Origin of the sequence: Brevundimonas vesicularis (genome assembly GCF_027886425.1) — a bacterium.
GTDB classification, from domain to species: domain Bacteria; phylum Pseudomonadota; class Alphaproteobacteria; order Caulobacterales; family Caulobacteraceae; genus Brevundimonas; species Brevundimonas vesicularis_C.
Window position 1 is genome coordinate 1,140,909 of sequence record NZ_CP115671.1, and the last position, 23,305, is coordinate 1,164,213.

Genomic DNA, 23,305 nt, shown 5'->3' on the forward strand with positions numbered 1-23,305 from the left:
GTCATGAGTCCGAACCCCCGATCCCAATGGTCGCGCCTGCGCGACTTCATGCGTACGCCGTCGTTGGCTCGGTCCATATCGGCCATGCTGATCTTGGCGTTCGGGCTGCTGATCGTGGTCAATGCGACAACCTTCGTAATGATCCAGCGCACCTTCGCGCTGAACGAAACCATCGAGCATGCTCAGCAGATGCGGCGCGCCGCGCGTACGGTTCTGATTGCGAGCCTGAACGCCGAGACCTCGCAACGCGGTTTTCTGCTGACGGGACGAAGCGATTTTCTTCAGCCCTACCGCGACGCCAGGGCCGACATGGAGCCCGCGCTGGCGTTTCTGGATGAGGGCGCGGCCCTCGATCCGACGCTGAAAGCCACCGTCGAACCCATCCACCGTCTAGGCGACAAGAAATGGGACGAGATGGAAAACACCGTCGCCTTGGCGCGCCAAGGTCGGATCGGGCAGGCGATCCAGGCTGTACGGTCGGGCGAGGGCAAGCAATATATGGACGAGCTCCGAGCCGCCATTGAGAAGTTCGACAAGCTGAAGTCCGATCGGATCGACAGCCGACGCCGGGCGTCGGAAGTGTTCGGCCTCCTGACCGTCACGATGAACGCCATCGCGGGTCTGCTGGTCATCGTCCTTGCGCTGCTGTCAGCTTGGCTGGTTCGGCGTTACGTGTCCGAAATTCAATCCGCCCGTGCGACCCTCGACGCCGCCAACGCCAGCCTCGAAGACAAGGTCCGCGAGCGCACCGGCGACCTGATGCGCGCCAACGAGGAGATTCAACGCTTCGCCTATATCGTCAGTCACGACCTGCGTGCACCGCTGGTCAACGTGATGGGCTACACCTCCGAACTGGAGCAGGCGGGCAAGATCGTCGACAAGGCGATCTATGAGGCTGAAAAGACGCGCGTGGTCGATCCCGAGATCGTCACCGCCGTGCGAGAGGAGATGCCCGAAGCCATCGGCTTCATCCGCGCCTCGACCGAGAAGATGGACCGGCTGATCAACGCCATCCTGAAGCTGTCGCGCGAAGGTCGTCGCAACCTGCTTCCAGAGCCGCTGGACATGACGGCGATGGCGCAGAACATCGCCAACAGCGTCCATCACCAGACCGAAGCCTCGGGGGCGCGCATCGAGGTGCAGTCGCTGCCCGAGATCGAGAGCGACCGCATTTCGATGGAGCAGATCGTCGGCAATCTGATCGACAACGCCGTCAAATATCTGGATCACGACCGGCCGGGCGAAATCGTCGTGTCAGGCGAAGACGTACCCGGCGGCTGGGTCGTCTACCGGGTCGCCGACAACGGCCGGGGCATCGCCCCACGCGACCATGAGCGAATCTTCGAACTGTTCCGGCGCTCCGGAAGACAGGATCGTTCTGGCGAGGGGTTGGGCCTGGCATTTGTGCGCAACAGCGTGCGTCGACTAGGCGGCACGATCGACGTCGAGTCCGAACTGGGCAAAGGCTCGACTTTTCTGCTGAAATTCCCCAAACGACTGATCCTGTCTGAACCCGGAGGCGCGCTGTGACGCAACCCGTCAAAATCATCATGGTCGAAGACGACCACGGCCACGCCAAACTCATCGAAAAGAACATCCGCCGGGCCAACATCAACAACGAGATCAAGCATTTCGATGAGGGCGGTGCGGCGCTCGACTATCTGTTCAGCGACGAAATCCTCGCCAATGGCCCGCTGCTGATCCTGCTCGACCTCAACCTGCCCGATATGTCGGGCACGGACATTCTGGAAAAGGTGAAGGCCAACGACCGTCTGAAGCGGGCTCCGGTCGTGGTGCTGACGACCACGGACGACAAGGTCGAAATCCAGCGTTGTTACGACTTGGGCTGCAACGTCTACATCACCAAGCCGGTGGATTATGAGTCCTTCGCCGGCGCCATCCGTCAGTTGGGTCTGTTCCTGTCGGTGATCCAGGCGCCGGAGATCTGACGATCGACGCGTCCCAGCCCATCCGCCTGCTCTACATCGACGATGATCGGGGTCTGTCCCGACTGGTCGAGAAGGAACTGGGGCGTCACGGCTACGCCGTCACCTGCGCGCCCGACGGCGATGCGGGGCTGGAGCTGTTGCAGCAGGACGAGTTCGACGTCTGCGCGCTCGACCATTATATGCCGACGCGAGACGGGCTGGACGTCCTACCGGACATTCTGGCCCTGACGGCGCCGCCGCCCGTCGTCTATGTGACGGGTGCGCAGGATGGGCGGATCGCCGTCGCGGCCCTTCGAGCGGGCGCGGCGGATTATGTGATCAAGGACGTCTCGGAGGACTTCACCTCCCTGTTGCGCTCGGCGCTCGAGGACGCCCTGTCGCGCCGTCGGCTGGAGCGCGAGAACGAACTGGCGCAGGAAGAAATCCGCCGAGCGCGCGATCGGGCCGAGGCGATGCTGCGTGAGGTGAACCACCGCGTCGGCAACTCGCTGCAGCTGGTGTCCAGCTTCATGTCGCTGCAGATGCGCCACGTCACTGATCAGGGCGCCAAGGACGCGCTGCGCGAATCGCAGGCGCGCATCGAGGCCGTCGCCCATGTTCACCGCCGCCTCTACACGTCCGGCGACATGAGCCACGTGGCGATGGACGAATATCTGGTCGGGCTGATGGACGAACTGTCCAAGTCCATCGGGCCAGACGAAGGATCGCCCAGGCTGACGCTGGACGCCGAGCCCCTGTCGGTCACGACCGATCAGGCCGTGTCCATCGGCGTCATCGTCACCGAACTGGTCACCAACGCGGTCAAATACGCCTATGCGCCGGGGCAGGGCGGCGAGATTCGCATCCATCTGCGCCGCGAGACGGACCATCGCGTGATGCTGACGGTCGAGGACGATGGCCCCGGCCTGGGCGACGGCGCGCCCAAGGGCACGGGGCTCGGTGGCAAGATCATTTCCGCCATGGCGTCTGGCCTGCGGTCGGCGGTCGAGTTTGACGGCGCCCACAAGGGCGTGCGCGCCAGGTTGTCGTTCGACCTCTAGGGTCGGTTTTCATCATGTTGCAGTTCGGCGTTCGCAAACCCGCTTGGGATTATCGTCACCGCGCCACCGCGTTCGGCATCGTCGAGCGCGACGGCCTGATCGCCTGTGTGCGCGTCGAACGCGAGGCCGGCCCCTATTTCGATCTTCCCGGCGGCGGCTTGGATTTGGAAGAGACCGAGGTTCAGGCGCTGATCCGCGAATTCGTCGAGGAAACCGGCTTGACGGTCGCGCCGCTGAACCGCATCGCCGAGGCCAGTCAATATTTCGTGCGTTCGACACGCGAGCCGGTGAACAATGTCGGCGGCTTCTGGACGGCGACTGTGGCGGCCGAAAATCCCGATGCGAAATGTGAGGACGATCACACGCTGGTGTGGCTGGATCCGACCTTCGCCATCTCGCGCTTGCGTCACGATTCTCACGCCTGGGCTGTCGCCGTCTGGCTGCGTCGTCCAAGCTGAGCCTTACGGAACAGGCCATTAGCGAACTCGTTCATTTTTCGAACCGCAACGTTACGTCGCGGCGATGAAAATTAGGAGATTTCCATGGCTGACCATGACCGTATCGAAGGCGCCGCCAAGAACATCGGTGGCAAAATTAAAGAAGGCGTCGGCAAGGTGACCGGCGACACCAAGATGCAGGCTGAAGGCAAGGCCGATCAGGTCGAAGGCAAGGTCCAGAATACTGTCGGCGGCGTCAAGGACAGCTTGCGCGACAAGGCCTAAGCTTCCCTAGAATGCGCGAAGATGCGAAGCGCCGTCCGCGAAAGCGGGCGGCGCTTTTCTTTTCGATCAATCCTTGTCGCCCCACAGGGTCAGCGACAGCCCCTTCTTGTCGGCTCCATCGATCGTGCGGCACTCAGAGCTAAACCCGCCCTCGACCGGACGCGGACGACAATCCATTTCTCGCAGGCTCGAGGGCGCGGCCGCCGTGCGAGACTGCGGGCCGCACTGGACCGCATAGTCCGAGCCTGCGGCGCTGGCCCGGATCATCTGGCAGTCGCCGGCCATTCCGCTGGGACGCAGGGCCTCAGGCAGGTTTGACCCCATGGCGATGGCGAGTTGCTCGCGCACCTCGGTCTGGCATTCGGCCATGGACGTCTGGCCGCGCACTAGCGGACTGCACCGTGCGCGCTCGAAGCCAAAGGGATCAGCCAGTCCCCAGGCAGGTACATTGTGCTCGAACGGCGGCGCCGGCGTTTCAACCACCGCCTCGGGCGCGGGCGCATCCCACACGACGGTCGGCGCAGCTTGTTCGAGGATCAGCAAGGCGAAGGCGGCGGCGATCATGGTCGGACCTTTCGTGAAGTTGCAGGCGGTCGCCCGAACGTCTCCTACCTTGTCAGGGCCCGCATTGCCTTGTCGAGGCCTTCGAGCGTCAGCGGGAACATCCGCTGCTCCATCACCTCGCGTACCAGGCCGACGGAAGCGGTATAATCCCAGTACCGCTCCTGAACGGGATTGATCCAGACCGACTTCTCCCACTGCTGGCGCGCCCGCTTCATCCATACGGCTCCGGCCTCCTCGTTCCAGTGCTCGACGGAGCCGCCGGGCATGGTGATCTCATAGGGGCTCATCGTCGCATCGCCGACGAAGATGGCGCGCCAGTCGCCGGGGTATTTGTGAAGCAGATCCCACGTCGGGATCCGCTCGGTGTGGCGGCGGCGATTGTCCTTCCAGACGCCTTCGTAGAGGCAGTTGTGGAAGTAGAAGAACTCCAGGTTCTTGAACTCGGTCTTGGCCGCCGAGAACAGCTCCTCAACCAGCTTGATGTGACCGTCCATCGACCCGCCGATGTCGAGGAACAGCAGCACCTTGATCGTATTGCGCCGCTCGGGCCGCATCTGGATGTCCAGCCAGCCCTGGCGCGCCGTGCCGTCGATGGTGCCGTCGATATCCAGTTCGTCGGGCGCCCCCTGTCGGGCGAAACGGCGGAGACGACGCAGCGCCACCTTGATGTTGCGGGTGCCCAGTTCGACCGTGTCGTCCAGGTTCTTGAACTCGCGCTTTTCCCAGACCTTGACCGCCCGACCCTGCTTGCCCGGACCGCCGATGCGAACGCCTTCGGGGTTATAGCCGCCGTGTCCGAAGGGGCTGGTCCCGCCCGTGCCGATCCATTTCGAGCCGCCCGAGTGTCGCTCCTTCTGCTCTTCCAGACGCTGCTTCAGCGTCTCCATCAGCTTGTCGAAGCCGCCCAGCGCCTCGATTTGGGCCTTCTCCTCGTCGGTCAGATATTTTTCGTTCAGCAGCCGCAGCCAGTCCTCAGGAATGTCGGTGGTCAGATCCTCGCCCGACCCGACCGACTCGACGCCCTTGAACACCGTTCCGAACACCTGATCGAACCGATCATAGTGCTTCTCGTCCTTGACCAGCACCGCGCGCGACAGGTGATAAAAGGCCTCGACCTCGCGCCCCGCCACGTCGCGATCCATGGCCTCCATCAGATGGAGCCATTCCTTCATCGACACCGGAACCTTGGCGTCGCGCAGCGCGGTGAAGAAGGGCAGGAGCATGAGAGGGATGTGAACCCGGATCAGCCGCGCCGCAAGATGAACTCGCGGTCGCGCCAGGCGCCGACGGGATAGTCGTATTCTCCAGCCTTCTCGAAGCCGTAGGCGGCGTAGAGGCGCTGGGCCTTGTCGTTGCCGCTCCAGACGCCGATCCACAGCGGTCCGTCCGTGTGGCTTTGCATCCAGTCCAGAGACAGCTTCAGCAGTCGGGTTCCTAGCCCCAGACCTTGCGCCGCCTTGGATACATAGAGCCGGCGCAACTCCATGTGCGACTGTCGAGCCTCGGGGTGGGGCAGGCCGTTGGGGCCGGCGTTGGCGAAGGCCAGCAGCTCGCCGTCGCGGTCAGCCACCCACCAGGCGCAGTCGGGCTCCGCCAACTTCTTCAGCGTCGGCTCCAGATCGAAGCTGGCGTCCAGAAACGCGTTCAGATCGGCCGGCGGATAGGGGATGCCGAACCCCTCGACGAAGGTGTTGATAAAGGTCTGGCGCCCCAGGGTGCCCAGGGCGGCGGCGTCTTCGGGGCGGGCAGGGCGGATCACGATCTCGGTCATGCGTCGGCTCTAGCGCGCGCCTTGGTGCGCGTCACGGGCGACAAGTCCAAAAGCCCGGCGTATCGTCGTTCCAATGTCCCTGCCGATCTTCACCCATCCGTCCATGCTGTCCCACGTGCCGGGCGCGGGCCATCCCGAAAGTCCCGAGCGGCTGAAGGCGGTGCTGGATGCTCTGGACGACGCAGGCCTGGCCCGCGACCGGCGCGCCGCGGCCCAGGCCGAGGTTGCGGATCTGGAGCGGGTGCATCCCGCCGCCTATGTCGCACGACTGCTGGAGGCCTCGCCGGTCGCCGGCATGGTCCAGCTGGATGCCGACACCGTCCTTTCGCCCGGCAGCGTGCCGGCGGCGCGGCTGGCGGCGGGGGCGGCGATCAATGCGGTAAGGGCCGTGGCGCGGGGCGAGATGGACCGCGCCTTCGCCGCCGTGCGCCCGCCGGGCCACCACGCCGAGCCGGACCGCGCGATGGGATTCTGCCTGTTCTCCTCCGTCGCCGTCGCGGCGCGCGCGGCTCAATCCGAAGGGATGGCGCGGGTGGCGGTGGTCGATTTCGACGTTCACCACGGCAATGGCACCCAGGCGGCGTTTGAGGACGACGACAGCCTGTTCCTGGCCTCCATCCACCAGATGCCGCTGTATCCCGGCACGGGCGCGGCGTCCGAGGGGGGCGTCGGCAATATCGTCAACGCGCCCGTCGCGCCCCATGCGGCGCGCGAGAACTGGCGCGCGACCTTCGCCGGCGGGTTGATGCCTGCGCTGGAATCGTTCCGGCCGGACCTGATCCTGATCTCGGCCGGTTTCGACGCCCACCGGCGTGATCCCTTGGCGCATCAGTCGCTGGAGGCCGAGGATTTCGCCTGGGCGACGCGCGCGATTCTGGAGGTCGCGCGTCGGACCTGTTCGGGCAAGGTTGTGTCGGCGCTTGAGGGCGGTTACGACCTTGAAGGACTAGGCCGCTCTGCGGTCGCCCACGTCGCTGCGCTCGGGGAGGACTGAGGACGCTTAACGCCTTGAAACCAAAGGCCCGTCCGCTTGTCATGTCAGCCCCCGCCCTGTCCCTCGATTCGACCGAACCGTCCGTGTCCCCGCCTGACGCCGCACCATCCGTCGGCGCGCTTGTCGCTGTCCGTCCCGGCGCCATCATCCTGACGCGTCACGGCGAGCCGGCCCTGTCGCGCAAATGTCTGATCTCTGCCCGCCAGTACGGCGACTGGTGGGCGAAGTATGAGATCGGCGGCCTGCTGGCCGGTCAGACGCCGCCGCCCGAACTGGTTGCAGCGGCCCAGGGGGCTGGGGCCATCTACGCCTCGACCCGTCAGCGCGCCCAGGAAACCGCCGCTGCGGTCGCCGCGGGACGCGAGGTCATGGCCGACGTCATGTTCATCGAGGCGCCTCTGCCGCCGCCGCCGATTCCGGAATGGATCAAGCTGTCGCCCAAATGGTGGGGCGTGGTGTCGCGCTTCTGGTGGCACGCGTTCGATCACCACGGCGGCCAGGAAACCCGCGCCCAGGCCGAGGCGCGCGCCGATCAGGCGGCGCAAAAGTTGATCGCGCGAGCCGAGAGCGGTCAAGACGTGCTGGTCTTCGCCCATGGCTATTTCAACCATATGGTCGGGCGCGCGCTGAAGGCCGACGGCTGGAAGCTGGTCCAGAACCAGGGCTTCAAATACTGGTCGCAGCGTCGCTACGAGAAACGATAGCCGCTTCTGACGTTGATGCGCCCCGCGCTCGCCTCTAGGGTCCGCGCCATGACCGATACCGCCGCCGCCATCCCCGCCGATCTCAGCTTCGAAGACGCCCTGAAGCGCCTGGAGACCATCGTGTCTCGCCTGGAATCCGGCCAGGCGCCGCTGGAAGAATCGATCGCCCTCTATGAAGAGGGCGCCAAGCTGAAGGCGCATTGCGAGGCGCGGCTGAAAGCGGCTCAACTGCGTGTGGAAAAGATCGTGGTCGGCCCGGACGGTCAGGCCAGGGGCGTCGAGGCGACGTCGTTCGAATGATCCCCGTGTCGTCTTCGAGCCTGGTCTGGAGCCGGTTTTCGTGAACCGGGTCATCGCCGCGAACTCGCCGGAACAGGCGGTGATCGATCGCGTGGCCGAGGTCGCGGATTTGGTCACGGTCGCGCTGGATGAACTGCTGCCACGCGCCGAGGGCCCGGAATCCCGTCTGACCGAGGCGATGCGCTACGCGGCGCTGGGCCCCGGCAAACGCTTGCGGCCGTTCTTCGCGCTGGAGGCCGCACGCCTGTTCGACATCGATGAGCGGTCGGTGCTCCGCGCCGCCTGCGCGCTGGAATGTGTCCACGCCTATAGCCTGGTTCACGACGACCTGCCGTGCATGGACGACGACGATGTGCGCCGGGGCCGGCCGACCGTTCACCGGGCCTATGATGAGGCGACGGCGGTGCTGGCCGGCGATGCGCTGCAGACGGCCGCCTTCGACATCATCCTGCACGAAGACACCCACGAGGATGCGGCCGTGCGTTGCGAACTGGCGGCGCGGCTGTCGCTGGCGTCCGGCGCGCGGGGCATGGCGGGCGGTCAGATGATCGATCTGCTGGGCGTGCGCGACGACCTGGGCGGCGTGGCGCGAATGCAGCGACTAAAGACCGGCGCCCTGTTCGCCTACGCCTTCGAAATCCCGCTGATCATCGCCGACGCCTCGGCCCAACATCGCCACGCTCTGATCAGCTTCGCCCACGATGTCGGCCTGGCCTATCAGATCGTCGACGACCTGCTGGATGCCGAAGGCTCGGCCGAGGAAATGGGCAAGGCGGCCGGGGGCAAGGACGCAGCGCTGGGCAAGACCAACTTCGTCACCCTGTTGGGTCTGGAGGCGGCGCGGCAAAGGGTCGCGCACCTCGCAAATCAGGCCCGGTCGCATCTGGAGCCGTTCGGCGACGAGGCCGAAATCCTCAGGGCCAGCGTGGACTTTGTGCTAAAGCGCCGGTCCTGATACGAAACGTTGAAACGACCTGCGGGTTGATCGACAAGACTTTCCAAGGTTTTACGGCTGATGCCCGACACCCCGCTACTCGACACCGTCAAGACGCCCGCCGACACGCGGGACTTCGATATCGCCCAGTTGAAACAGCTGGCGCAGGAGGTGCGGGCCGAAACGATCGACGCCGTGTCCGTCACCGGCGGCCATCTCGGCGCGGGTCTGGGCGTGGTCGAACTGACTACGGCGCTGCACCATGTGTTCGAGACGCCCAAGGACATCCTGATCTGGGACGTTGGGCATCAGTGCTATCCGCACAAAATCTTGACCGGACGGCGCGACCGCATCCGCACCCTGCGCCAGGGCGGCGGCCTGTCGGGCTTCACCAAGCGCAGCGAGAGCGAATACGATCCGTTCGGCGCCGCCCACGCCTCGACCTCGATCAGCGCCGCCCTGGGCTTCGCCGCCGCGCGCGATCAGAAGGGCGAGAAGAACCGCGTGGTGGCCGTCATCGGCGACGGCTCTATGTCGGCCGGCATGGCCTATGAGGCGATGAACAACGCGGCCGAGGCGACCAGCGGCCAGCTGATGGTCATCCTGAACGACAACGACATGTCGATCGCGCCGCCGGTTGGCGGGATGAGCGCCTATCTGGCCGGCCTGGTGTCGGGCGGCGCCTATCAGAACGTCCGCCGCCTGGGCAAGACGGTGGCCCAGCACCTGCCGCGCCCCTTCCGCAAGGCGGCCAAGAAGGCTGAGGAGTATGCCCGCGGCATGGTCACCGGCGGCACCTTCTTCGAGGAGTTGGGCTTCTATTATGTCGGCCCGATCGACGGCCACGACATGGACAATCTGGTGCCGATCTTGAAGAAGGCGGCCGCCATCGAGGACCGTCCGGTGCTGGTCCACGTCGTGACGCAGAAGGGCAAGGGCTACGCCCCCGCCGAAAGCAGCGCCGACAAACTCCATGCGGTCGTCAAGTTCGACGTGGTCTCAGGCAAGCAGGCCAAGGCCATCTCCAACGCCCCCAGTTACACCAAGGTGTTCGGAACCGAGCTGATCAAACACGCCAAGGTCGACCCGTCGATCGTGGCGATCACGGCGGCCATGCCGTCCGGCACGGGGCTGGACCTGTTCGGCCAGGCGTTTCCTGAGCGGACCTATGACGTCGGCATCGCCGAACAGCACGCGGTGACCTTCGCGGCCGGTTTGGCGGCGGACGGCATGAAACCGGTCTGCGCCATCTATTCGACCTTCCTTCAGCGCGGTTACGACCAGGTGGTCCACGACGTGGCGATCCAGTCGCTGCCGGTGCGTTTCGCCATGGATCGGGCGGGCCTGGTTGGGTCGGATGGCGCCACGCACGCGGGATCGTTCGACATCGGCTTCATGGGCGCGCTGCCCGGAATGGTGCTGATGGCCGCCGCCGATGAGGCCGAACTGGCGGCGATGATCTCGACCAGCCTGGCCATCGACGACCGACCCAGCGCCTTCCGCTATCCGCGCGGCGACGGCGTGGGCGTGGAGATCCCTGATCTGGCCGCCCCGCTGGAGATCGGCAAGGGTCGGATCGTGCGCGAGGGGACTTCGGTCGCCATCCTCAGCCTGGGCACGCGTTTGCAGGAATCGCTGAAGGCGGCGGACATGCTGGCCGCCAAGGGCGTGTCGGCCACCGTCGCCGACGCCCGCTTCGCCAAGCCGTTGGACGCCGATCTGATCCTGCGTCTGGCGCGCGAGCACGAGGCCCTGATCACGGTTGAAGAAGGTGCCATGGGCGGCTTCGGCGCCTTCGTGCTGCAACTGCTGGCTGAGAAGGGCGCGCTGGACGGCGGGCTGAAGATCCGCACCCTGAACCTGCCCGATGTCTTCCAAGACCAGGATGCGCCGATGGCCATGTACGCCCAGGCCGGCCTGAACGCCGAACACATCACCGCCGCCGCGCTTCAGACCTTGGGCGTGTCGGTGAGCCAGGCCGTCCGCGCGTAAACGCGTCAGGCGCGGTCGCGAATTCGCATCGCGCCGCGTTCGCCGGTCTCGACCTCGAACCGGCCGGTGGCGCGGATCAGGTCCGACAGCTTGGCGTAGCCATAGGTGCGCTGGTCGAAGTCGGGATGGGCGTTTCGCAGCCGATTGCCGATACCACCCACCGCGACCCATCCGTCGCCGTCCTCGTCCATGTCGGCGATGATGGCCGCGATCAGGCGCGCGGCCTCGGACGGCTTGCGCTTGGTCGCCGGCGCTTCGGCGACGGGCGACTTGGCACCGGCGTCGACTGGAACCGGCGCAATCAGGTTCTCTGTATAGATGAAACGGGTGCAGGCCTGACGGAAGCTTTCGGGCGTTTTATGCTCGCCGAAACCATAGACATCGACGCCTTCCTCGCGGATGCGAGCCGCCAGTCGGGTGAAATCGGCGTCCGACGACACCAGGCAGAAACCGTCGAACCGCCCCGAATGCAGCAGGTCCATCGCATCGATGACCAAGGCGATGTCGCCCGAGTTCTTGCCCTTGGTGTTGGCGAAGTTCTGCTGGGGCTGGATGGCGAAACGCGCCAGGACCCGCGTCCAGCCGGCGATCTGCGGGCTGGCGAAGTCGCCGTATATGCGCCGCGCCGAGGCCTCGCCCAAGGTGGGGATTTCGCTGAAGAGCGCCTCTGCGATGCGGGCGGAAGCATTCTCCGCATCGATCAGGACCGCGAGGCGAGGGGCCTTGTCGTCAGCCATGGCGGATGTCCTTTTCCTGCGCCGCCAGTCTGCGGTGAAACGGACCCTACAACTGACCCATCGTATTGTCGTGATCCACGGCCTGTTTCTTCAGCCAGCCGACAAAAGCCGTCGCGCTGGGCGAGGGCGGCCGGTCGCGGGGCTGCACGACATAGTAGGCGAAGCCGACCGCCTCTGATCCGTCAGGGAAGGGCGCGACCAGTCGCCCTGACGCCAGGTCTGCTTGAGCCAGGGTGCGTTTGGCCAGGGCCACGCCGCGCCCCGATATGGCGGCCTCGATCAACAGACCCGACTGGTTGAAACGTGAGCCGCGACGCGGGTCGGGGTGACGAATGCCGCGCGCCTTCAGCCACATGGCCCAGTCCGGTCGGCTGGGATCGCCGTCGTTGGACATGTCGTGCAACAGGGTGTGTCCGATCAGGTCGGCGGGTTTGCGGATCGGCCTGTCGCCATCCATCAGCGATGGGGCGCAGACCGGCAGAACCGTCTCGGTCATCAGCCGATCGACCGTCAGGCCGGGATAGTCGCCGGGACCGTAACGGACGGCCAGATCGACCTTGCCCTCGCTCAGGTCCGCCGGCTCCATGTCGGCCGAGATCCACAGTTCGATCTCGGGATGAGCGGTGTGAAAGTCGTCCATGCGCGGCATCAGCCATTTGGAGGCGAAGCCGGGCGCGACGCTAATCGACACCTGTTTGCGACGCGGCGGTTCGCGCAACAGCGCCGAGGCGTCCATCAGCCGCTCGAACCCCTCGCGCAGCAGCGGTACGGAGGAACGGCACAGATCGGTCAGTTGGAGGCCCCGCGCCTCGCGCACGAACAGCGGCCCGCCGACGATGTCTTCCAACAGGCGGATCTGCTGGCTCACCGCACCGGGCGTCACCGACAGTTCGTCGGCGGCGCGCGAGAAGTTCAGGTGACGCGCGGCGGCCTCGAAGGCGCGCAGGGCGTTGAGCGGGAGCAGGGGACGGGCCATCGCGGATAGAAATCCTATCAGCGAGACAAAGGCAATCTGGTTTGCGGCTGTGGACGGGGAAGACGAAGGTTCGCGCCCTGCCGTCGTCCCTGTTTCTTCTCCCGACGGCCCTGAAAGCAAGACGATGCGTGTATTTCTCGCCTCCATTCCGCTGGAGGCCGCAAAGATCGTGATCATCGGCGGCGGCGAGCCGGCGCTGGCGAAGCTGCGACTGTTTCTGAATACGCCCGCTGAGGTGATATGGTTCGCGCCCGACGGCGCGCCCCCGAAGATCGAGACGCCGTTGACGGCGCCGGAGCCGATGCTGCGTTCGCCGGGGCCCGAAGACCTAGCCGGCGCACGGTTGGTGTTTATGGCGCTGGACGATGCGGACGAACTGACGCGGCTGGGCTCTCTGGCGCGGGCGGCAGGGGCCCAGGTCAATGTGGTGGACAAGCCGCATCTGAGCGACTTCCAGACTCCGGCCCTGATCGATCGCGACGAGGTGGTGATCGGCGTCGCGACCGGCGGATCGGCGCCCATCCTGGCGCGGGACATCCGCACCGCCATCGAAGGCGTGCTGCCGGCAGGCCTGGCCAATGTGGCGCGGTTGGCGCGCGAACTGCGCGATACGGTCAAGGCCAGCGTGCCGGACTTCATGGCGCGCCGGCGCTTCTGGGAAAAAGCCTTCCGGGGTCCGGCTGGGACCCTGGCGGCGGAAGGTCGGACGGCCGAGGCGCGGCGCGAGATGCTGCGTCTGCTGAACGTCGCTGCGCCAGAGCAGGGCGTCGTCCATATCGTCGGCGCCGGTCCGGGCGATCCGGAGTTGCTGACCCTGAAGGCGCTTCGCGTATTGCAGGACGCCGACGTCATCATCCACGACCGACTGGTGCCTGAGGCGGTGCTGGAGCGGGCGCGGCGCGACGCCAAGCGGCTGTACGTGGGCAAGGCGCGCGGCGAGCACTCGGTGCCGCAGGATCAGATCGAGGCCCTGATGATCGAGGAGGCCCGCGCTGGACACCGCGTCGTGCGGTTGAAGGGGGGCGATCCTTTCGTCTTCGGGCGCGGCGGCGAGGAACTGGACGCCATGCGGGCGGCCGGCGTCCCGGTCTTCGTCGTGCCAGGCGTGACGGCGGCCCTGGCCTGCGCGGCCGCGGCGGGCATTCCCCTGACCCATCGCGATCACGCCCAGGCGGTCACCTTCGTGACGGCTCAGGCCAAGCCGGGCGGCGACGAGGCCGACTGGACGCGACTGGCCGGCCCGAACCACACCCTGGCCATCTACATGGGTTCGGACCGCGCCGAGGAGACAGCTGCGCGCCTGATCGCGGCGGGGCGTTCGCCCTCAACGCCTGTCGCCATTGTTGAGAACGGCAGCCGCCCGGACGAGCGGGTTCTGAGCGGGCGACTGGACGGGTTGGGCGCCTTGGTGCGCGGCGCCGACCTGACCGGCCCGGCTCTGCTGTTCGTCGGCGAAACGGCGGCCTTCTCGGCGGCTCAACTGGATGTTCGAGCGGAGGTCGCGGCGTGAAGATCGTCACCGCAAACCGCCTGTCGGACGGCCGCGTCATCTATGCGGGCGTGGACAACCAGCCGGTCGAGCACATCGACCAAGCCTCGGTGCTGGACGATACGGCGGCCGAGGGTGTGCTGGCTGATGTCGCCGGGCGGCCGGACGTCTTCGTGAATCCCTATCTGTTCGAGGTTCAGGACCACGCGCCGTCAGGCCGCGATCGACTGAAGGAGCGCATCCGCTCGGCCGGGCCGACCGTCGGTCACAGCGTGGCGGGAGGGGGCGGCTGATGTATCGCTATGACGAGTTTGACCACGCCTTGGTGCGCGAACGGGTCGAGGAGTTCTCAGATCAGGTGGCGCGCCGCGCTTCCGGCGCCCTGACCGAGGACGAGTTCAAGCCGCTGCGGCTGATGAACGGCGTCTATCTGCAACTGCACGCCTATATGCTGCGCGTCGCCATTCCCTATGGGGTGATGAGCGGTCGTCAAATGCGTCGGCTGGGCGAGATCGCGCGGACCTATGACAAGGGCTACGGCCACTTCACCACCCGCTGTAACATCCAGTACAACTGGCCGGCCCTGACCGACCTGCCGGCGATCCTGAGCGATCTGGCCGATGTCGAGATGCACGCCATCCAGACCTCGGGCAACTGCATCCGCAACACCACGACCGACGTCTTCGCCGGCGCGGCCGAGGACGAGATCGAGGACCCGCGTCCCTGGTGCGAGATCATCCGTCAGTGGTCGACCATCCACCCGGAGTTCAGTTTCCTGCCGCGCAAGTTCAAGATCGCGGTGATCGGGGCCGAGAAGGATCGGGCGGCGATCCGCACCCACGATGTCGGCCTGCAGATCGTAAAGGGCGAGGACGGCGGCACGGCTTTCCGCGTCTTCGTCGGCGGCGGGCAGGGGCGTTTGCCCCATATCGGTCAGGAGATCGCTGCGGCCGTTCCGGCGGCGGACCTGCTGGCCTATCTGACCGCGATCCTGCGGGCCTGGAACCTACTGGGGCGGCGAGACAACATCCACAAGGCGCGGATAAAGATCCTGGTCGCCTCGCTGGGCATCGAAGCCTTCCGCGAGGAGGTGGACAAACATTACGCCACCTTGCGCGGTGAGGATCTGCGGATTCCCCACGACGAGGCCGCGCGCATTCAAGCCTATTTCGCCCCTCCGCCGTTCGAGGATCTGCCCAAGGTCAGCGGCCCGTTCGACCGCGCCCTGCTGGCCGATCCGGACTTCGCTCGGTTCGCGAGGAACAACGTCCGTCGTCATCGCCAGCCGGGCTACGCCTCGGTGGTGGTGTCGCTGAAGCCGGTCGGGGGCTTGCCCGGCGACATCACGGCTGACCAGATGGACGCGGTAGCGGATTTGGCCGAGCGCTATTCGTTCGACGAACTGCGCGCCGCCTATGAGCAGAACCTGGTCCTGCCCCATGTAAAGCTGGACGATGTGCCGACTCTGTGGCGAGCGCTGCGAGAGGCGGGGCTGGCGACGGCCAACGCCGATCTGGCGACCGATGTGATCGCCTGCCCGGGCCTGGACTATTGCAGCCTCGCCAACGCCCGCTCGATCCCGGTGGCCCAGGCCCTGTCGAAGCGGCTGGCGGACATGGACTATCAGGAGAAGCTGGGGCCGGTGCGCATCAATATGAGCGGCTGCATCAACGCCTGCGGCCATCACCACGTCGGCCACATTGGCGTCTTGGGCGTCGATCGCAAGGGCGAGGAATACTATCAGATCACCGTCGGCGGCTCCCCCGACGAACAGGCGGCGCTGGGCGACATTGTCGGCAAGAGCCTGCCGGCCGATGACGTCGCGCCCGCCATCCAGCGGACCCTCGACCGCTATCTGCAAATCCGCATGGACGGCGAGCGGTTCATCGACACGGTGCGCCGCGTCGGACCCGATCCCTTCCGCGACGCCATCTATGAGACGCTCGATGCAACGGCTTGAGGGCATACAGAACGGGTTGCGCCTGTCGGTGACGACCCCGCTGGAGGAGGTCGAGGCCGCCGCCGCGAGCGAAAACACGCTGGTGCTTGAGTTCGACGCCTTCCGTGACGGACGAGGCTTTTCGCTGGCGGCCGTGCTGCGAGAGCGCGGTTACGCCGGGCGTCTGATCGCGGCGGGCAAGGTGCTGCCGGATCAGGCGCGACACCTGCGGCGTTCGGGCTTCGACGCGGTGGAGCTGGCCGAGGGGGCGGATGCGGCCGCCTGGGACCGGATGGACCGGGCGTTCAGCGGCGCCTACCAGCCCGCCGTCGATCCCGCACCGACGATCTGGCAGCGGCGGCGTGCGGCGTCCAACGACCGCGATCTGGACGCGCTGGCGGATCGGCTGAACCGCGAGACGGCGGGCAAGGACGCGTCCGAAATCCTGAAGGCGGCGCTGGACCCGGCGCTTGGCCTGCGGGTCGGCGCCATCTCGTCGTTCGGGGCCGAGTCCGCCGCCCTGCTGGACATCATTGCCGGCGAGGACAAAACCGTGCCGGTGGTGTTTTTGGAGACGGGCCAGCATTTCCTCCAGACCCTGTCCTATCGCACCCAACTGACCAAGGCGCTGGGCCTGACCGACGTGCGGCTGGTCACGCCGGATGCGGGCGAGAAGGCGACGCTGGATGCGCGCGACGACCTGTGGAAGACCGACGCCGACGCCTGCTGCGATCTGCGGAAGGTGCGGCCGCTGGCGCGGGCGACGGCGGGGTTTAATGCTCTGATCACCGGGCGGAAACGCTACCAATCCGCCACGCGGGCAAAGCTGAAGCCGTTCGAGGTGTTGGACGGAGTGCTGCGGATCAATCCCCTGGCCAACTGGGACGCCGACGACGTGGAGGCCTGGCTGGAGGAGAACGATCTGCCGCGCCATCCGCTGGTCGAGCAGGGCTATGCCTCCATCGGATGCTGGCCCTGCACCCGCGCGGTCCAGGAGGGCGAAGACGCCCGTGCCGGACGTTGGTCGGGCATGGACAAGGTCGAGTGCGGCATCCACTTAGGGCGACGCCAGGCCGCCGCCTGATCCGCCCTGTCCTCGACCTTCGCCTGAAAGCCTGACCTTGTCCGCTACGTCATCCGTCACTGACCTGATCGGCAATACGCCGCTGGTGCGCCTGAACCGCCTGTCTGACGCGACGGGCTGCGAAATCCTGGGCAAGGCCGAGTTTCTGAATCCCGGCGGCTCGATCAAGGATCGCGCGGCCCTGTCGATCGTGCAGGGCGCGCGGGCGTCAGGCGCGTTGAAACCCGGCGGGACGATCGTCGAGGGCACGGCCGGCAACACCGGCATCGGCCTGGCCTTGGTCGGGGCCGCCTTGGGTCATCCGGTCGTCATCGTCATTCCACGCACCCAGTCGGAAGAGAAGAAGTCCGCCATCCGTTCGCTGGGCGCCCGCCTGGTCGAGGTGGACGCCGCGCCCTTTTCCAGCCCGAACCACTTCGTCCACTATTCCGGGCGTCTGGCCGCCGAGATGAACGACAGCGAAGAGGCCGGCGCCATCTGGGCCAATCAGTTCGACAACACCGCCAACCGCGAGGCGCATTACAACACGACCGGCCCCGAAATCTGGACGCAGACAAACGGTCAGGTCGACGCCTTCGTCTCGGCCGTCGGCTCGGGCGGGACCATCGCCGGCGTCGGCGCCTATCTGCGCGAACAGAAGCCGGATGTGACCATCGCCCTGGCCGATCCAGCAGGCGCGGCCATGTTCAACTGGTTCACCAAGGGCGAGATGACCGGCGAGGGATCGTCGATCACCGAGGGGATCGGTGTGGCGCGGATCACCGGCAATCTGGAGGGCTTCAAGCCTGACTACGCCTATCGGATCGAGGACGCGGAGTTCCTGCCGATCCTGTTCGACCTCGTGAAGCACGAAGGCCTGTCGCTGGGCGGATCGGCGGGGGTGAACATCGCCGGCGCGGTGCGGCTGGCGCGCGAGCTTGGCCCCGGCAAGACCATCGTCACCTGCCTGTGCGATCCCGGCTCGCGCTATGCGTCCAAGCTGTTCAACCCCGAGTTCCTGCGTTCGAAAGGTTTGCCGGAGCCGGACTGGGCGTAGGCCGCACAGCCTATTTCGCCTTCTGCTCCGCGATCCAGGCGTCCATCCGCTGGTCCAACAGCGCCAGCGGCAGCGGGCCCTCGACCAGCAGGGCGTCGTGGAAGGTGCGGACGTTGAACTTCGACCCCAGCTCCCGCTCGGCCCGCGCGCGGATTTCGCGCAGGCGGATTTCGCCGATCTTGTAGGCCGTGGCCTGGCCGGGCCAGCCGATGTAGCGCTGAAGCTCGGTTTCGATGTTGTGGGGCGCGAGCGCCGAGTTGTCGCGGAAACAGGCGCGGGCCTGTTCCTCGGTCCAGCCCATCCAGTGCAGGCCGGTGTCCGCGACCAGTCGGCAGGCGCGCCACATCTCATAGGACAGGCGGCCGAACCGTTCGTAAGGCGTGCGATAGAAGCCCATCTCCTCGCCCAGATATTCGGCGTAGAGGCCCCAGCCCTCGGTGTAGGCGCTGACATTGGCCTGGCGGCGGAAATAGGGTTGGCCGGGCGCCTCCTGCTGCAAGGCGATCTGGAGGTGATGGCCCGGAACGGCCTCATGCAGGGTCAGGGCGGGCAACTCGTAAAGCGGACGCTGATCCAGCTTGGACGTGTTGACGATGTAATGGGCCGAAACGCCGTTCTGCATCGAACCGCCGTTGTAACGGCCGGTGGTGTAGTTTTCCTCGATCTGCGGCGGCACGGGCTGCACGTCGTAGGTCAGGCGGGGCAGGGTGGCGAACAGGGGCGGCAGGCCGCCATCCGCGCGCTTGGCCATCTCCGACGCCTGCTGCAACAGGGCCTCGCGGCTGGTCGCATAGAACTGAGGATCGGTGCGCAGGAAGTTCAGGAAGCCGGCGAAGTCGCCGGTCCAGCCCGACGCCTTCATCTCCAAATCCATGCGGGCGCGGATGCGGGCGACCTCGTCCAGACCGATCTGGTGGATCTGGTCCGGCGTCAGGTCGGTCGTGGTGTGGCCGCGCACCAGATAGGCGTAGAGTTCCTTGCCGCCGGGCCGATTGCCGATGCCCGGCTGGACCGGCGCCTTGGGCAGGTAGTCGCTTTCGAGGAAGGCCAGCCAAGCCCGGCGCGCCGGAAGGATCACTTCCGAAACTGCTGCCGTCGCCTCTGCCGTCAGGCGATCCTTATCAGCCTGAGACACGGTGGACGGCAGGGTGGTCAGGGGCTTCAGCAGCGGCTCGGCGTCCGGCTTGATCGCCACATCGTTTCGCGCCAGCGTCACGGCGCTTTCTGTCACGGACCGGGCTTGGACCAGGCCGGTGTCCAGGCCGCGACGGGCGTTGGCGGTCGTCTGGGCGTAGATTTGGCCGAAGCCCCGGATACGCCTGATATAGGCCTCGGCCTCCGCGACCGAGTTCAGTCGCGTGCTGCCGCCGACATAGAGCGCCCAGGTTCCGGGGCCGCCTTCGGAATCAAAGGCCAGGCGGCTGGTGTCGTAATCCAGCCCTTCCAGGCTGCGGTTGAGCGTATAAAGCAGGAAGGCGTGATTGATGACTCCGGCGTGGGAAAGACTTGCCGGGTCGATGGCCGTCAATCGCCGAACGAACGCTTCCAGCGGCGCGCGCTGGGCCAGTTCGAACTCCCGCGACAGGTCAGGCACGCGGCCCATCGCCTCGACATCGCCCTCTCCGCCGGCCGAGATCGGATCGACCGACTTCAGATAGGTCTCGTAGTCGGCGATGACGGCGTTCAGCGCGGCGTCTGCCGGGGCGGTTGCGACGGCGGCGGGCGGCGTTTGCGCGACGGCCATGATCGGCGACCCGGCCGCAAGCATGGCCGCAATAGCCAGATAAGAAATCTTCATGACGCCCCTCCTGTCAGGAGCGGCACGCAAGCCGAGCAGAGCCGATGCGTCAACCGCAGACGGTGAAGAACCGCTCGATTTGCACCTTTGCGGCGGGATGGGCGGCATAGACGTGACGTTCGTCGTCAGCCCAGGCGGCGATCCAGCCCAGACGGCGGAAGCGTTGGAAGACCGGATCCTTGGTCTTGGCCTGAGCCGTCAGCAGTTCGCCGTCATGCACGGCAGCAGGCTCAGATGCGGCGCGATAGCGCTCGGTGTCTCCGCCGGATTCCAAGTAGATTTCGCGGCCCGGCTTGTCGCTGGAGGCCGTCAATTCCAGCGCGCTCGACCCCACCTGGCAGGCGAGCCGAAGTTTGACTTCGTCGCTGTTGGCGACGCCGTAGGCCAGCATGGCCTCCTGCCCATCGGTGTTCAGGAACCAGTCGTAACCGGGCGTGGGCGCCGGCGCCGATGCGGTCGCCGCAGAGCCGGCTGCGGGCATCGGGGGCTGGGTCGCGCAAGCCGCAAGAGCCGAGACGGCGATCAAGGCTGATATCAAGCGAAGACGCATGCGTGAGTTCCTCAGCCGGCGCAGCGATCGGCGAAGCGACGCAGCTTGGCCATGTGCGGACGTTCGACGGTGATCGTGTTGGCGTCGGCGCCAACGGCGATTGTCATCCGGCCGTTCGCGACGAAGGCGGAAAAGGCGGGGTGGTCGACGGGGATCGCCGTCTCCAGCTTGCCGCCACGCCCGACGCGGGCCTCGCTGGTGGCCGTCGACCCGCCTGAGGTGATGCGCGCAAAGCCAGCGGATGCATCCCCGCCATAGACCGCGACCGAGACCGCGCCCGAACCCTGCAGGCATTGCAGCGTGGCGCGCAGGCTGGCGGTGTCGGGGATGTCGTTGGCCAGCACCATCGGTCCTTCGCCCTCGTACAGGCTCCAGGTCCAGCCTGCGCCGGGCGCAGTCTGTATCGCGGCCGCCATCAGGGCGGAGAGTATCAGCATCATGTGTCAGCCCCCGCCGACGACGCGCAGCGCCGCGTCGTCTTCAATGTCGTCAGGCGCGGCTGGAACCGCAAGAGATCAGACGACCGCATTCACTCTGAACGCGGTTATCCGTCCGCAGTTCACCAGCAGGGTCGGCTCACGTCAGAACGGGCTGAAGCGTTCCGCCAGCGCCTGACCCACTGGCGGGGCCTGGACGCGGCTGACGTCGCCACGACCGCCGTAGGAGATGCGCGCCTCGGCGATCTGGGTGTGGTTGATGGCGTTGGCCGATGAGATGTCCTCGGGGCGGACGATGCCGGCGACGGTCAGTTCGCGGACCTCGCGGTTGGTGCGCACTTCCTGCCGACCCTGGATCACCAGATTGCCGTTGGCCAGGACGTCGGTAACGACGGCCGCGATGGTCAGCGACACCTTCTCGGCGCGGGTGACCGAACCGTTGCCCGATGATTTAAGATCGCCTTCCATGCCGACCATCTTCGACGGATCGAAGCCGCCGGGGAAAGCCCGGCCCAGGCTGCTTTCCAGGCCGAACAGATTGCTGACGCCGGCATTGATCTCGTTGGAGCGCGAGCGCTGGGTCGAGTTCTGGGTCTGGGCGCGATCGTCGATGTCGATCTTGACCGTCAGGATGTCGCCAATATGGCGCGCGCGCTGGTCGCCGAAGAAGGTCCGGGCGCCCGTGCGCCACAGGCTGTTGGCGCTGGCCGGCGCGGTCTCGCGCGCGGGCAGATAGGCCTGCTGCGCCGGGATCAGGGCGGCGGGATAGCCGATGGGGGCCAGTTCCGGACCGCGCACCGTTTCAGCGACGGTCGAGCAGGCAGCGAGCGGGGCGAAGGCGGCGAGGATCAGGACGGCTTTACGCATGACTTGGATTCCCTAGCGGGCAGCGAACTGTTGGGGATTGGCGCGGGCCATGTCGGCGCCGGGGCCGGCGATGGCTTGGCCGGGGCCGGAGGCGACCGCATCGATGACGCGGTTGGAGGTGGTGTTCATGATGGCCACTGGTTCGCCCAGCCCGGCGCTGCGCATGGCCTTACCCATAACGGCCAGGTTCACGCCGCCGACCTGATAGGTGACGCGCACCATATCGTTGCGGGCGATGACCTGTGGCGCGGCGCCGGGACGATAGGCGGCGCGGGCGATAGGTTGGGCGGCCTGGACAGCGTCCGTCGGCGCGGCCTCGGCCACGGTCTGAACCGGTCCGGCCGAACGGCGCACGGCGACGCGGCGCAGGCCGTTGGGATTGCTCCAGTCCAGGCCCGCCTGACGCGCCTGGGCCTGAAGCTGACCGGCGTCCAGCACGACAGAAGGACCGACGCGTTCGGCGACGGCGACATTGGCTGCGGCGCCCGCGCCCTCGAAGATGTCGCCCAGGGTGACGCGACCGTCGTCGTCCACGGGGTTGGCGCGCAGCACGACCGGGTTGGCGAGGGCGGCGCCGGCGAAGGCGCTGACGGCGGCGGCGAGCAGCAGGAAACGGATCATGGTCACGGCCCTAGCCCTTCACTTGCGAGGCGACGGACAGCATCTGGTCGGCGGTGCTGATGACCTTGGAGTTCATCTCATAGGCGCGCTGGGCCACGATCAGAGCGCTGATCTCCGCCACCGCATCGACGTTCGACGCCTCGGTGTAGGACTGCATGATCTGGCCGTAGCCAGCGTCGCCGGGCGTCCCGACGATCGCCGGCCCGGACGCGGCGGTTTCCAGCAACAGGTTGTCGCCGATGGCTTCCAGTCCGGCTTCATTGAAGAAGCTGGCCAGTTCGATCTGCCCGACCGTGGTCGGGGCGGGCTGTCCGGCCTGGGTCACCTGAACCAGACCGGTCTTGGAGATCGATACCTTGGTCGCGTCCTGCGGGATGGTGATCGCCGGCTCCAGCAAATAGCCGTCGTCGGTCACCATCTGGCCTTCTGGATTGACCTGTAGATTGCCGGCGCGGGTGTAGGCCTTTTCGCCAGAAGGCAGGCTGATCTGGAAATAGCCCTTGCCGTCGATGGCCATGTCATAGGGGTTGCCGGTCATCTGCGGCGTGCCCTGCTCGGTAACGCGATAGACGGCCCCGGCCTTGACGCCCGCGCCGATCTGGATGCCGGTCGGAACCACGGTGCCGGAGGCCGAGGACTGGGCCCCCATGCGTTCGACGTTCTGATACAGCAGGTCCTGGAACTCGGCGCGCTGCTTCTTGAAGCCCACCGTGTTCATGTTGGCGATGTTGTTGGAGATGACCTCCACGTTCAGCTGCTGGGCGGCCATGCCCGAGGCTGCAGTGCGAAGTGCGCGCATCT

General features: G+C 66.5%; 27 protein-coding genes. 15 read left to right on the forward strand and 12 right to left on the reverse strand.

The window, feature by feature from the left end:
• Positions 1–3 precede the first annotated feature (3 nt).
• Together PFY01_RS05640 and PFY01_RS05645 are read left to right on the forward strand one after the other, a co-directional pair.
• Complete coding sequence (locus PFY01_RS05640; protein WP_205682840.1) at positions 4–1,530, forward strand: sensor histidine kinase; 1,527 nt, start codon at positions 4–6, stop codon at positions 1,528–1,530.
• A complete protein-coding gene (locus PFY01_RS05645) occupies positions 1,527–1,949 on the forward strand; it encodes a response regulator (protein WP_231868686.1) in 423 nt (140 codons plus the stop codon). Before PFY01_RS05640 ends, PFY01_RS05645 begins: the two co-directional genes overlap by 4 nt.
• On the opposite strand, the gene PFY01_RS05650 is transcribed toward PFY01_RS05645, so the two are convergent.
• On the reverse strand, positions 1,904–2,125 hold the full coding sequence (locus tag PFY01_RS05650; RefSeq protein ID WP_271042742.1) for a hypothetical protein: 222 nt from the start codon (positions 2,123–2,125) through the stop codon (positions 1,904–1,906). The two genes, PFY01_RS05645 and PFY01_RS05650, sit on opposite strands and share 46 nt — an antisense overlap.
• On the opposite strand from PFY01_RS05650, the gene PFY01_RS05655 reads away from it, so the two are divergent.
• The 3 genes from PFY01_RS05655 (at position 2,027) to PFY01_RS05665 (ending at position 3,711) form a co-directional block, all read left to right on the forward strand.
• Entirely contained in the window at positions 2,027–2,989 is a 963-nt protein-coding gene (locus PFY01_RS05655; RefSeq protein WP_271043026.1) for a histidine kinase dimerization/phosphoacceptor domain -containing protein, read from the forward strand. The genes PFY01_RS05650 and PFY01_RS05655 overlap by 99 nt on opposite strands.
• A 14-nt stretch (positions 2,990–3,003) precedes the next feature.
• A complete protein-coding gene (locus tag PFY01_RS05660) occupies positions 3,004–3,447 on the forward strand; it encodes an NUDIX domain-containing protein (protein ID WP_271042743.1) in 444 nt (147 codons plus the stop codon).
• An 84-nt stretch (positions 3,448–3,531) separates the two neighbouring features.
• Positions 3,532–3,711 carry a CsbD family protein gene (locus tag PFY01_RS05665; protein ID WP_055803844.1) on the forward strand — a complete coding sequence of 60 codons (180 nt, stop codon included), beginning with the start codon at positions 3,532–3,534 and terminating at the stop codon, positions 3,709–3,711.
• Between the two features lie 66 nt (positions 3,712–3,777).
• On the opposite strand, the gene PFY01_RS05670 is transcribed toward PFY01_RS05665, so the two are convergent.
• The 3 genes from PFY01_RS05670 to PFY01_RS05680 are packed head-to-tail and all read right to left on the reverse strand — an operon-like array spanning position 3,778 to position 6,046.
• Entirely contained in the window at positions 3,778–4,275 is a 498-nt protein-coding gene (locus tag PFY01_RS05670; RefSeq protein WP_271042744.1) for a hypothetical protein, read from the reverse strand.
• A 44-nt stretch (positions 4,276–4,319) separates the two neighbouring features.
• Positions 4,320–5,498, reverse strand: coding sequence for a vWA domain-containing protein (locus tag PFY01_RS05675; RefSeq protein ID WP_271042745.1), 1,179 nt, complete (start codon positions 5,496–5,498; stop codon positions 4,320–4,322).
• A 20-nt stretch (positions 5,499–5,518) separates the two neighbouring features.
• Positions 5,519–6,046 (reverse strand): GNAT family N-acetyltransferase, encoded by a 528-nt coding sequence (locus tag PFY01_RS05680; protein WP_271042746.1) that lies wholly within the window; start codon positions 6,044–6,046, stop codon positions 5,519–5,521.
• A gap of 73 nt (positions 6,047–6,119) precedes the next feature.
• Here PFY01_RS05680 and PFY01_RS05685 point away from each other — a divergent pair, with 73 nt between their 5' ends.
• The 5 genes from PFY01_RS05685 (at position 6,120) to dxs (ending at position 10,970) form a co-directional block, all read left to right on the forward strand.
• Positions 6,120–7,040, forward strand: coding sequence for a histone deacetylase family protein (locus PFY01_RS05685; protein WP_271042747.1), 921 nt, complete (start codon positions 6,120–6,122; stop codon positions 7,038–7,040).
• Between the two features lie 41 nt (positions 7,041–7,081).
• A complete protein-coding gene (locus PFY01_RS05690) occupies positions 7,082–7,744 on the forward strand; it encodes a histidine phosphatase family protein (RefSeq protein WP_052247765.1) in 663 nt (220 codons plus the stop codon).
• Positions 7,745–7,792: 48 nt separating this feature from the next.
• Positions 7,793–8,044, forward strand: coding sequence for an exodeoxyribonuclease VII small subunit (locus tag PFY01_RS05695; RefSeq protein WP_271042748.1), 252 nt, complete (start codon positions 7,793–7,795; stop codon positions 8,042–8,044).
• A 79-nt stretch (positions 8,045–8,123) separates the two neighbouring features.
• The gene (locus PFY01_RS05700) at positions 8,124–8,999 is read left to right on the forward strand and encodes a polyprenyl synthetase family protein (protein WP_038293630.1); all 876 of its coding nucleotides are present in this window, start codon (positions 8,124–8,126) and stop codon (positions 8,997–8,999) included.
• 57 nt (positions 9,000–9,056) lie between these two features.
• Entirely contained in the window at positions 9,057–10,970 is a 1,914-nt protein-coding gene (gene dxs / locus PFY01_RS05705) for a 1-deoxy-D-xylulose-5-phosphate synthase (protein ID WP_271043027.1), read from the forward strand.
• Positions 10,971–10,975: 5 nt separating this feature from the next.
• On the opposite strand, the gene PFY01_RS05710 is transcribed toward dxs, so the two are convergent.
• Both PFY01_RS05710 and gcvA read right to left on the reverse strand, forming a co-directional pair.
• Positions 10,976–11,707, reverse strand: a complete 732-nt coding sequence (locus PFY01_RS05710) for an NYN domain-containing protein (RefSeq protein WP_271042749.1) — start codon at positions 11,705–11,707, stop codon at positions 10,976–10,978.
• A 46-nt stretch (positions 11,708–11,753) separates the two neighbouring features.
• Positions 11,754–12,683, reverse strand: a complete 930-nt coding sequence (gene gcvA, locus PFY01_RS05715) for a transcriptional regulator GcvA (RefSeq protein WP_271042750.1) — start codon at positions 12,681–12,683, stop codon at positions 11,754–11,756.
• Between the two features lie 124 nt (positions 12,684–12,807).
• On the opposite strand from gcvA, the gene cysG reads away from it, so the two are divergent.
• From cysG to PFY01_RS05740, 5 genes are read left to right on the forward strand one after another with little or no spacing between them, the layout of a single operon-like run.
• Entirely contained in the window at positions 12,808–14,193 is a 1,386-nt protein-coding gene (gene cysG / locus PFY01_RS05720; RefSeq protein WP_271042751.1) for a siroheme synthase CysG, read from the forward strand.
• Positions 14,190–14,465, forward strand: coding sequence for a DUF2849 domain-containing protein (locus tag PFY01_RS05725; RefSeq protein ID WP_271042752.1), 276 nt, complete (start codon positions 14,190–14,192; stop codon positions 14,463–14,465). The genes cysG and PFY01_RS05725 overlap by 4 nt, the downstream gene beginning before the upstream one ends.
• Positions 14,465–16,132, forward strand: coding sequence for a nitrite/sulfite reductase (locus PFY01_RS05730; RefSeq protein ID WP_271042753.1), 1,668 nt, complete (start codon positions 14,465–14,467; stop codon positions 16,130–16,132). Before PFY01_RS05725 ends, PFY01_RS05730 begins: the two co-directional genes overlap by 1 nt.
• Positions 16,119–17,195 (forward strand): phosphoadenylyl-sulfate reductase, encoded by a 1,077-nt coding sequence (locus tag PFY01_RS05735; RefSeq protein ID WP_271042754.1) that lies wholly within the window; start codon positions 16,119–16,121, stop codon positions 17,193–17,195. The genes PFY01_RS05730 and PFY01_RS05735 overlap by 14 nt, the downstream gene beginning before the upstream one ends.
• 37 nt (positions 17,196–17,232) lie before the next feature.
• On the forward strand, positions 17,233–18,231 hold the full coding sequence (locus PFY01_RS05740; RefSeq protein WP_271042755.1) for a cysteine synthase A: 999 nt from the start codon (positions 17,233–17,235) through the stop codon (positions 18,229–18,231).
• A gap of 10 nt (positions 18,232–18,241) precedes the next feature.
• Here PFY01_RS05740 and PFY01_RS05745 read toward each other — a convergent pair whose 3' ends face one another.
• From PFY01_RS05745 to flgG, 6 genes are all read right to left on the reverse strand, one after another.
• The gene (locus PFY01_RS05745; protein ID WP_271042756.1) at positions 18,242–20,029 is read right to left on the reverse strand and encodes a DUF885 domain-containing protein; all 1,788 of its coding nucleotides are present in this window, start codon (positions 20,027–20,029) and stop codon (positions 18,242–18,244) included.
• 49 nt (positions 20,030–20,078) lie between these two features.
• Positions 20,079–20,579, reverse strand: coding sequence for a hypothetical protein (locus tag PFY01_RS05750; RefSeq protein WP_271042757.1), 501 nt, complete (start codon positions 20,577–20,579; stop codon positions 20,079–20,081).
• Between the two features lie 11 nt (positions 20,580–20,590).
• A complete protein-coding gene (locus tag PFY01_RS05755) occupies positions 20,591–21,019 on the reverse strand; it encodes a hypothetical protein (RefSeq protein WP_271042758.1) in 429 nt (142 codons plus the stop codon).
• A gap of 141 nt (positions 21,020–21,160) precedes the next feature.
• Positions 21,161–21,883 (reverse strand): flagellar basal body L-ring protein FlgH, encoded by a 723-nt coding sequence (gene flgH / locus PFY01_RS05760; protein ID WP_153922591.1) that lies wholly within the window; start codon positions 21,881–21,883, stop codon positions 21,161–21,163.
• A 12-nt stretch (positions 21,884–21,895) separates the two neighbouring features.
• Positions 21,896–22,504: a flagella basal body P-ring formation protein FlgA gene (locus tag PFY01_RS05765; protein WP_271042759.1), complete on the reverse strand. Its 609-nt coding sequence runs from the start codon at positions 22,502–22,504 to the stop codon at positions 21,896–21,898.
• Positions 22,505–22,514: 10 nt separating this feature from the next.
• Complete coding sequence (flgG, locus tag PFY01_RS05770; protein WP_174085936.1) at positions 22,515–23,303, reverse strand: flagellar basal-body rod protein FlgG; 789 nt, start codon at positions 23,301–23,303, stop codon at positions 22,515–22,517.
• Positions 23,304–23,305: the final 2 nt, after the last annotated feature.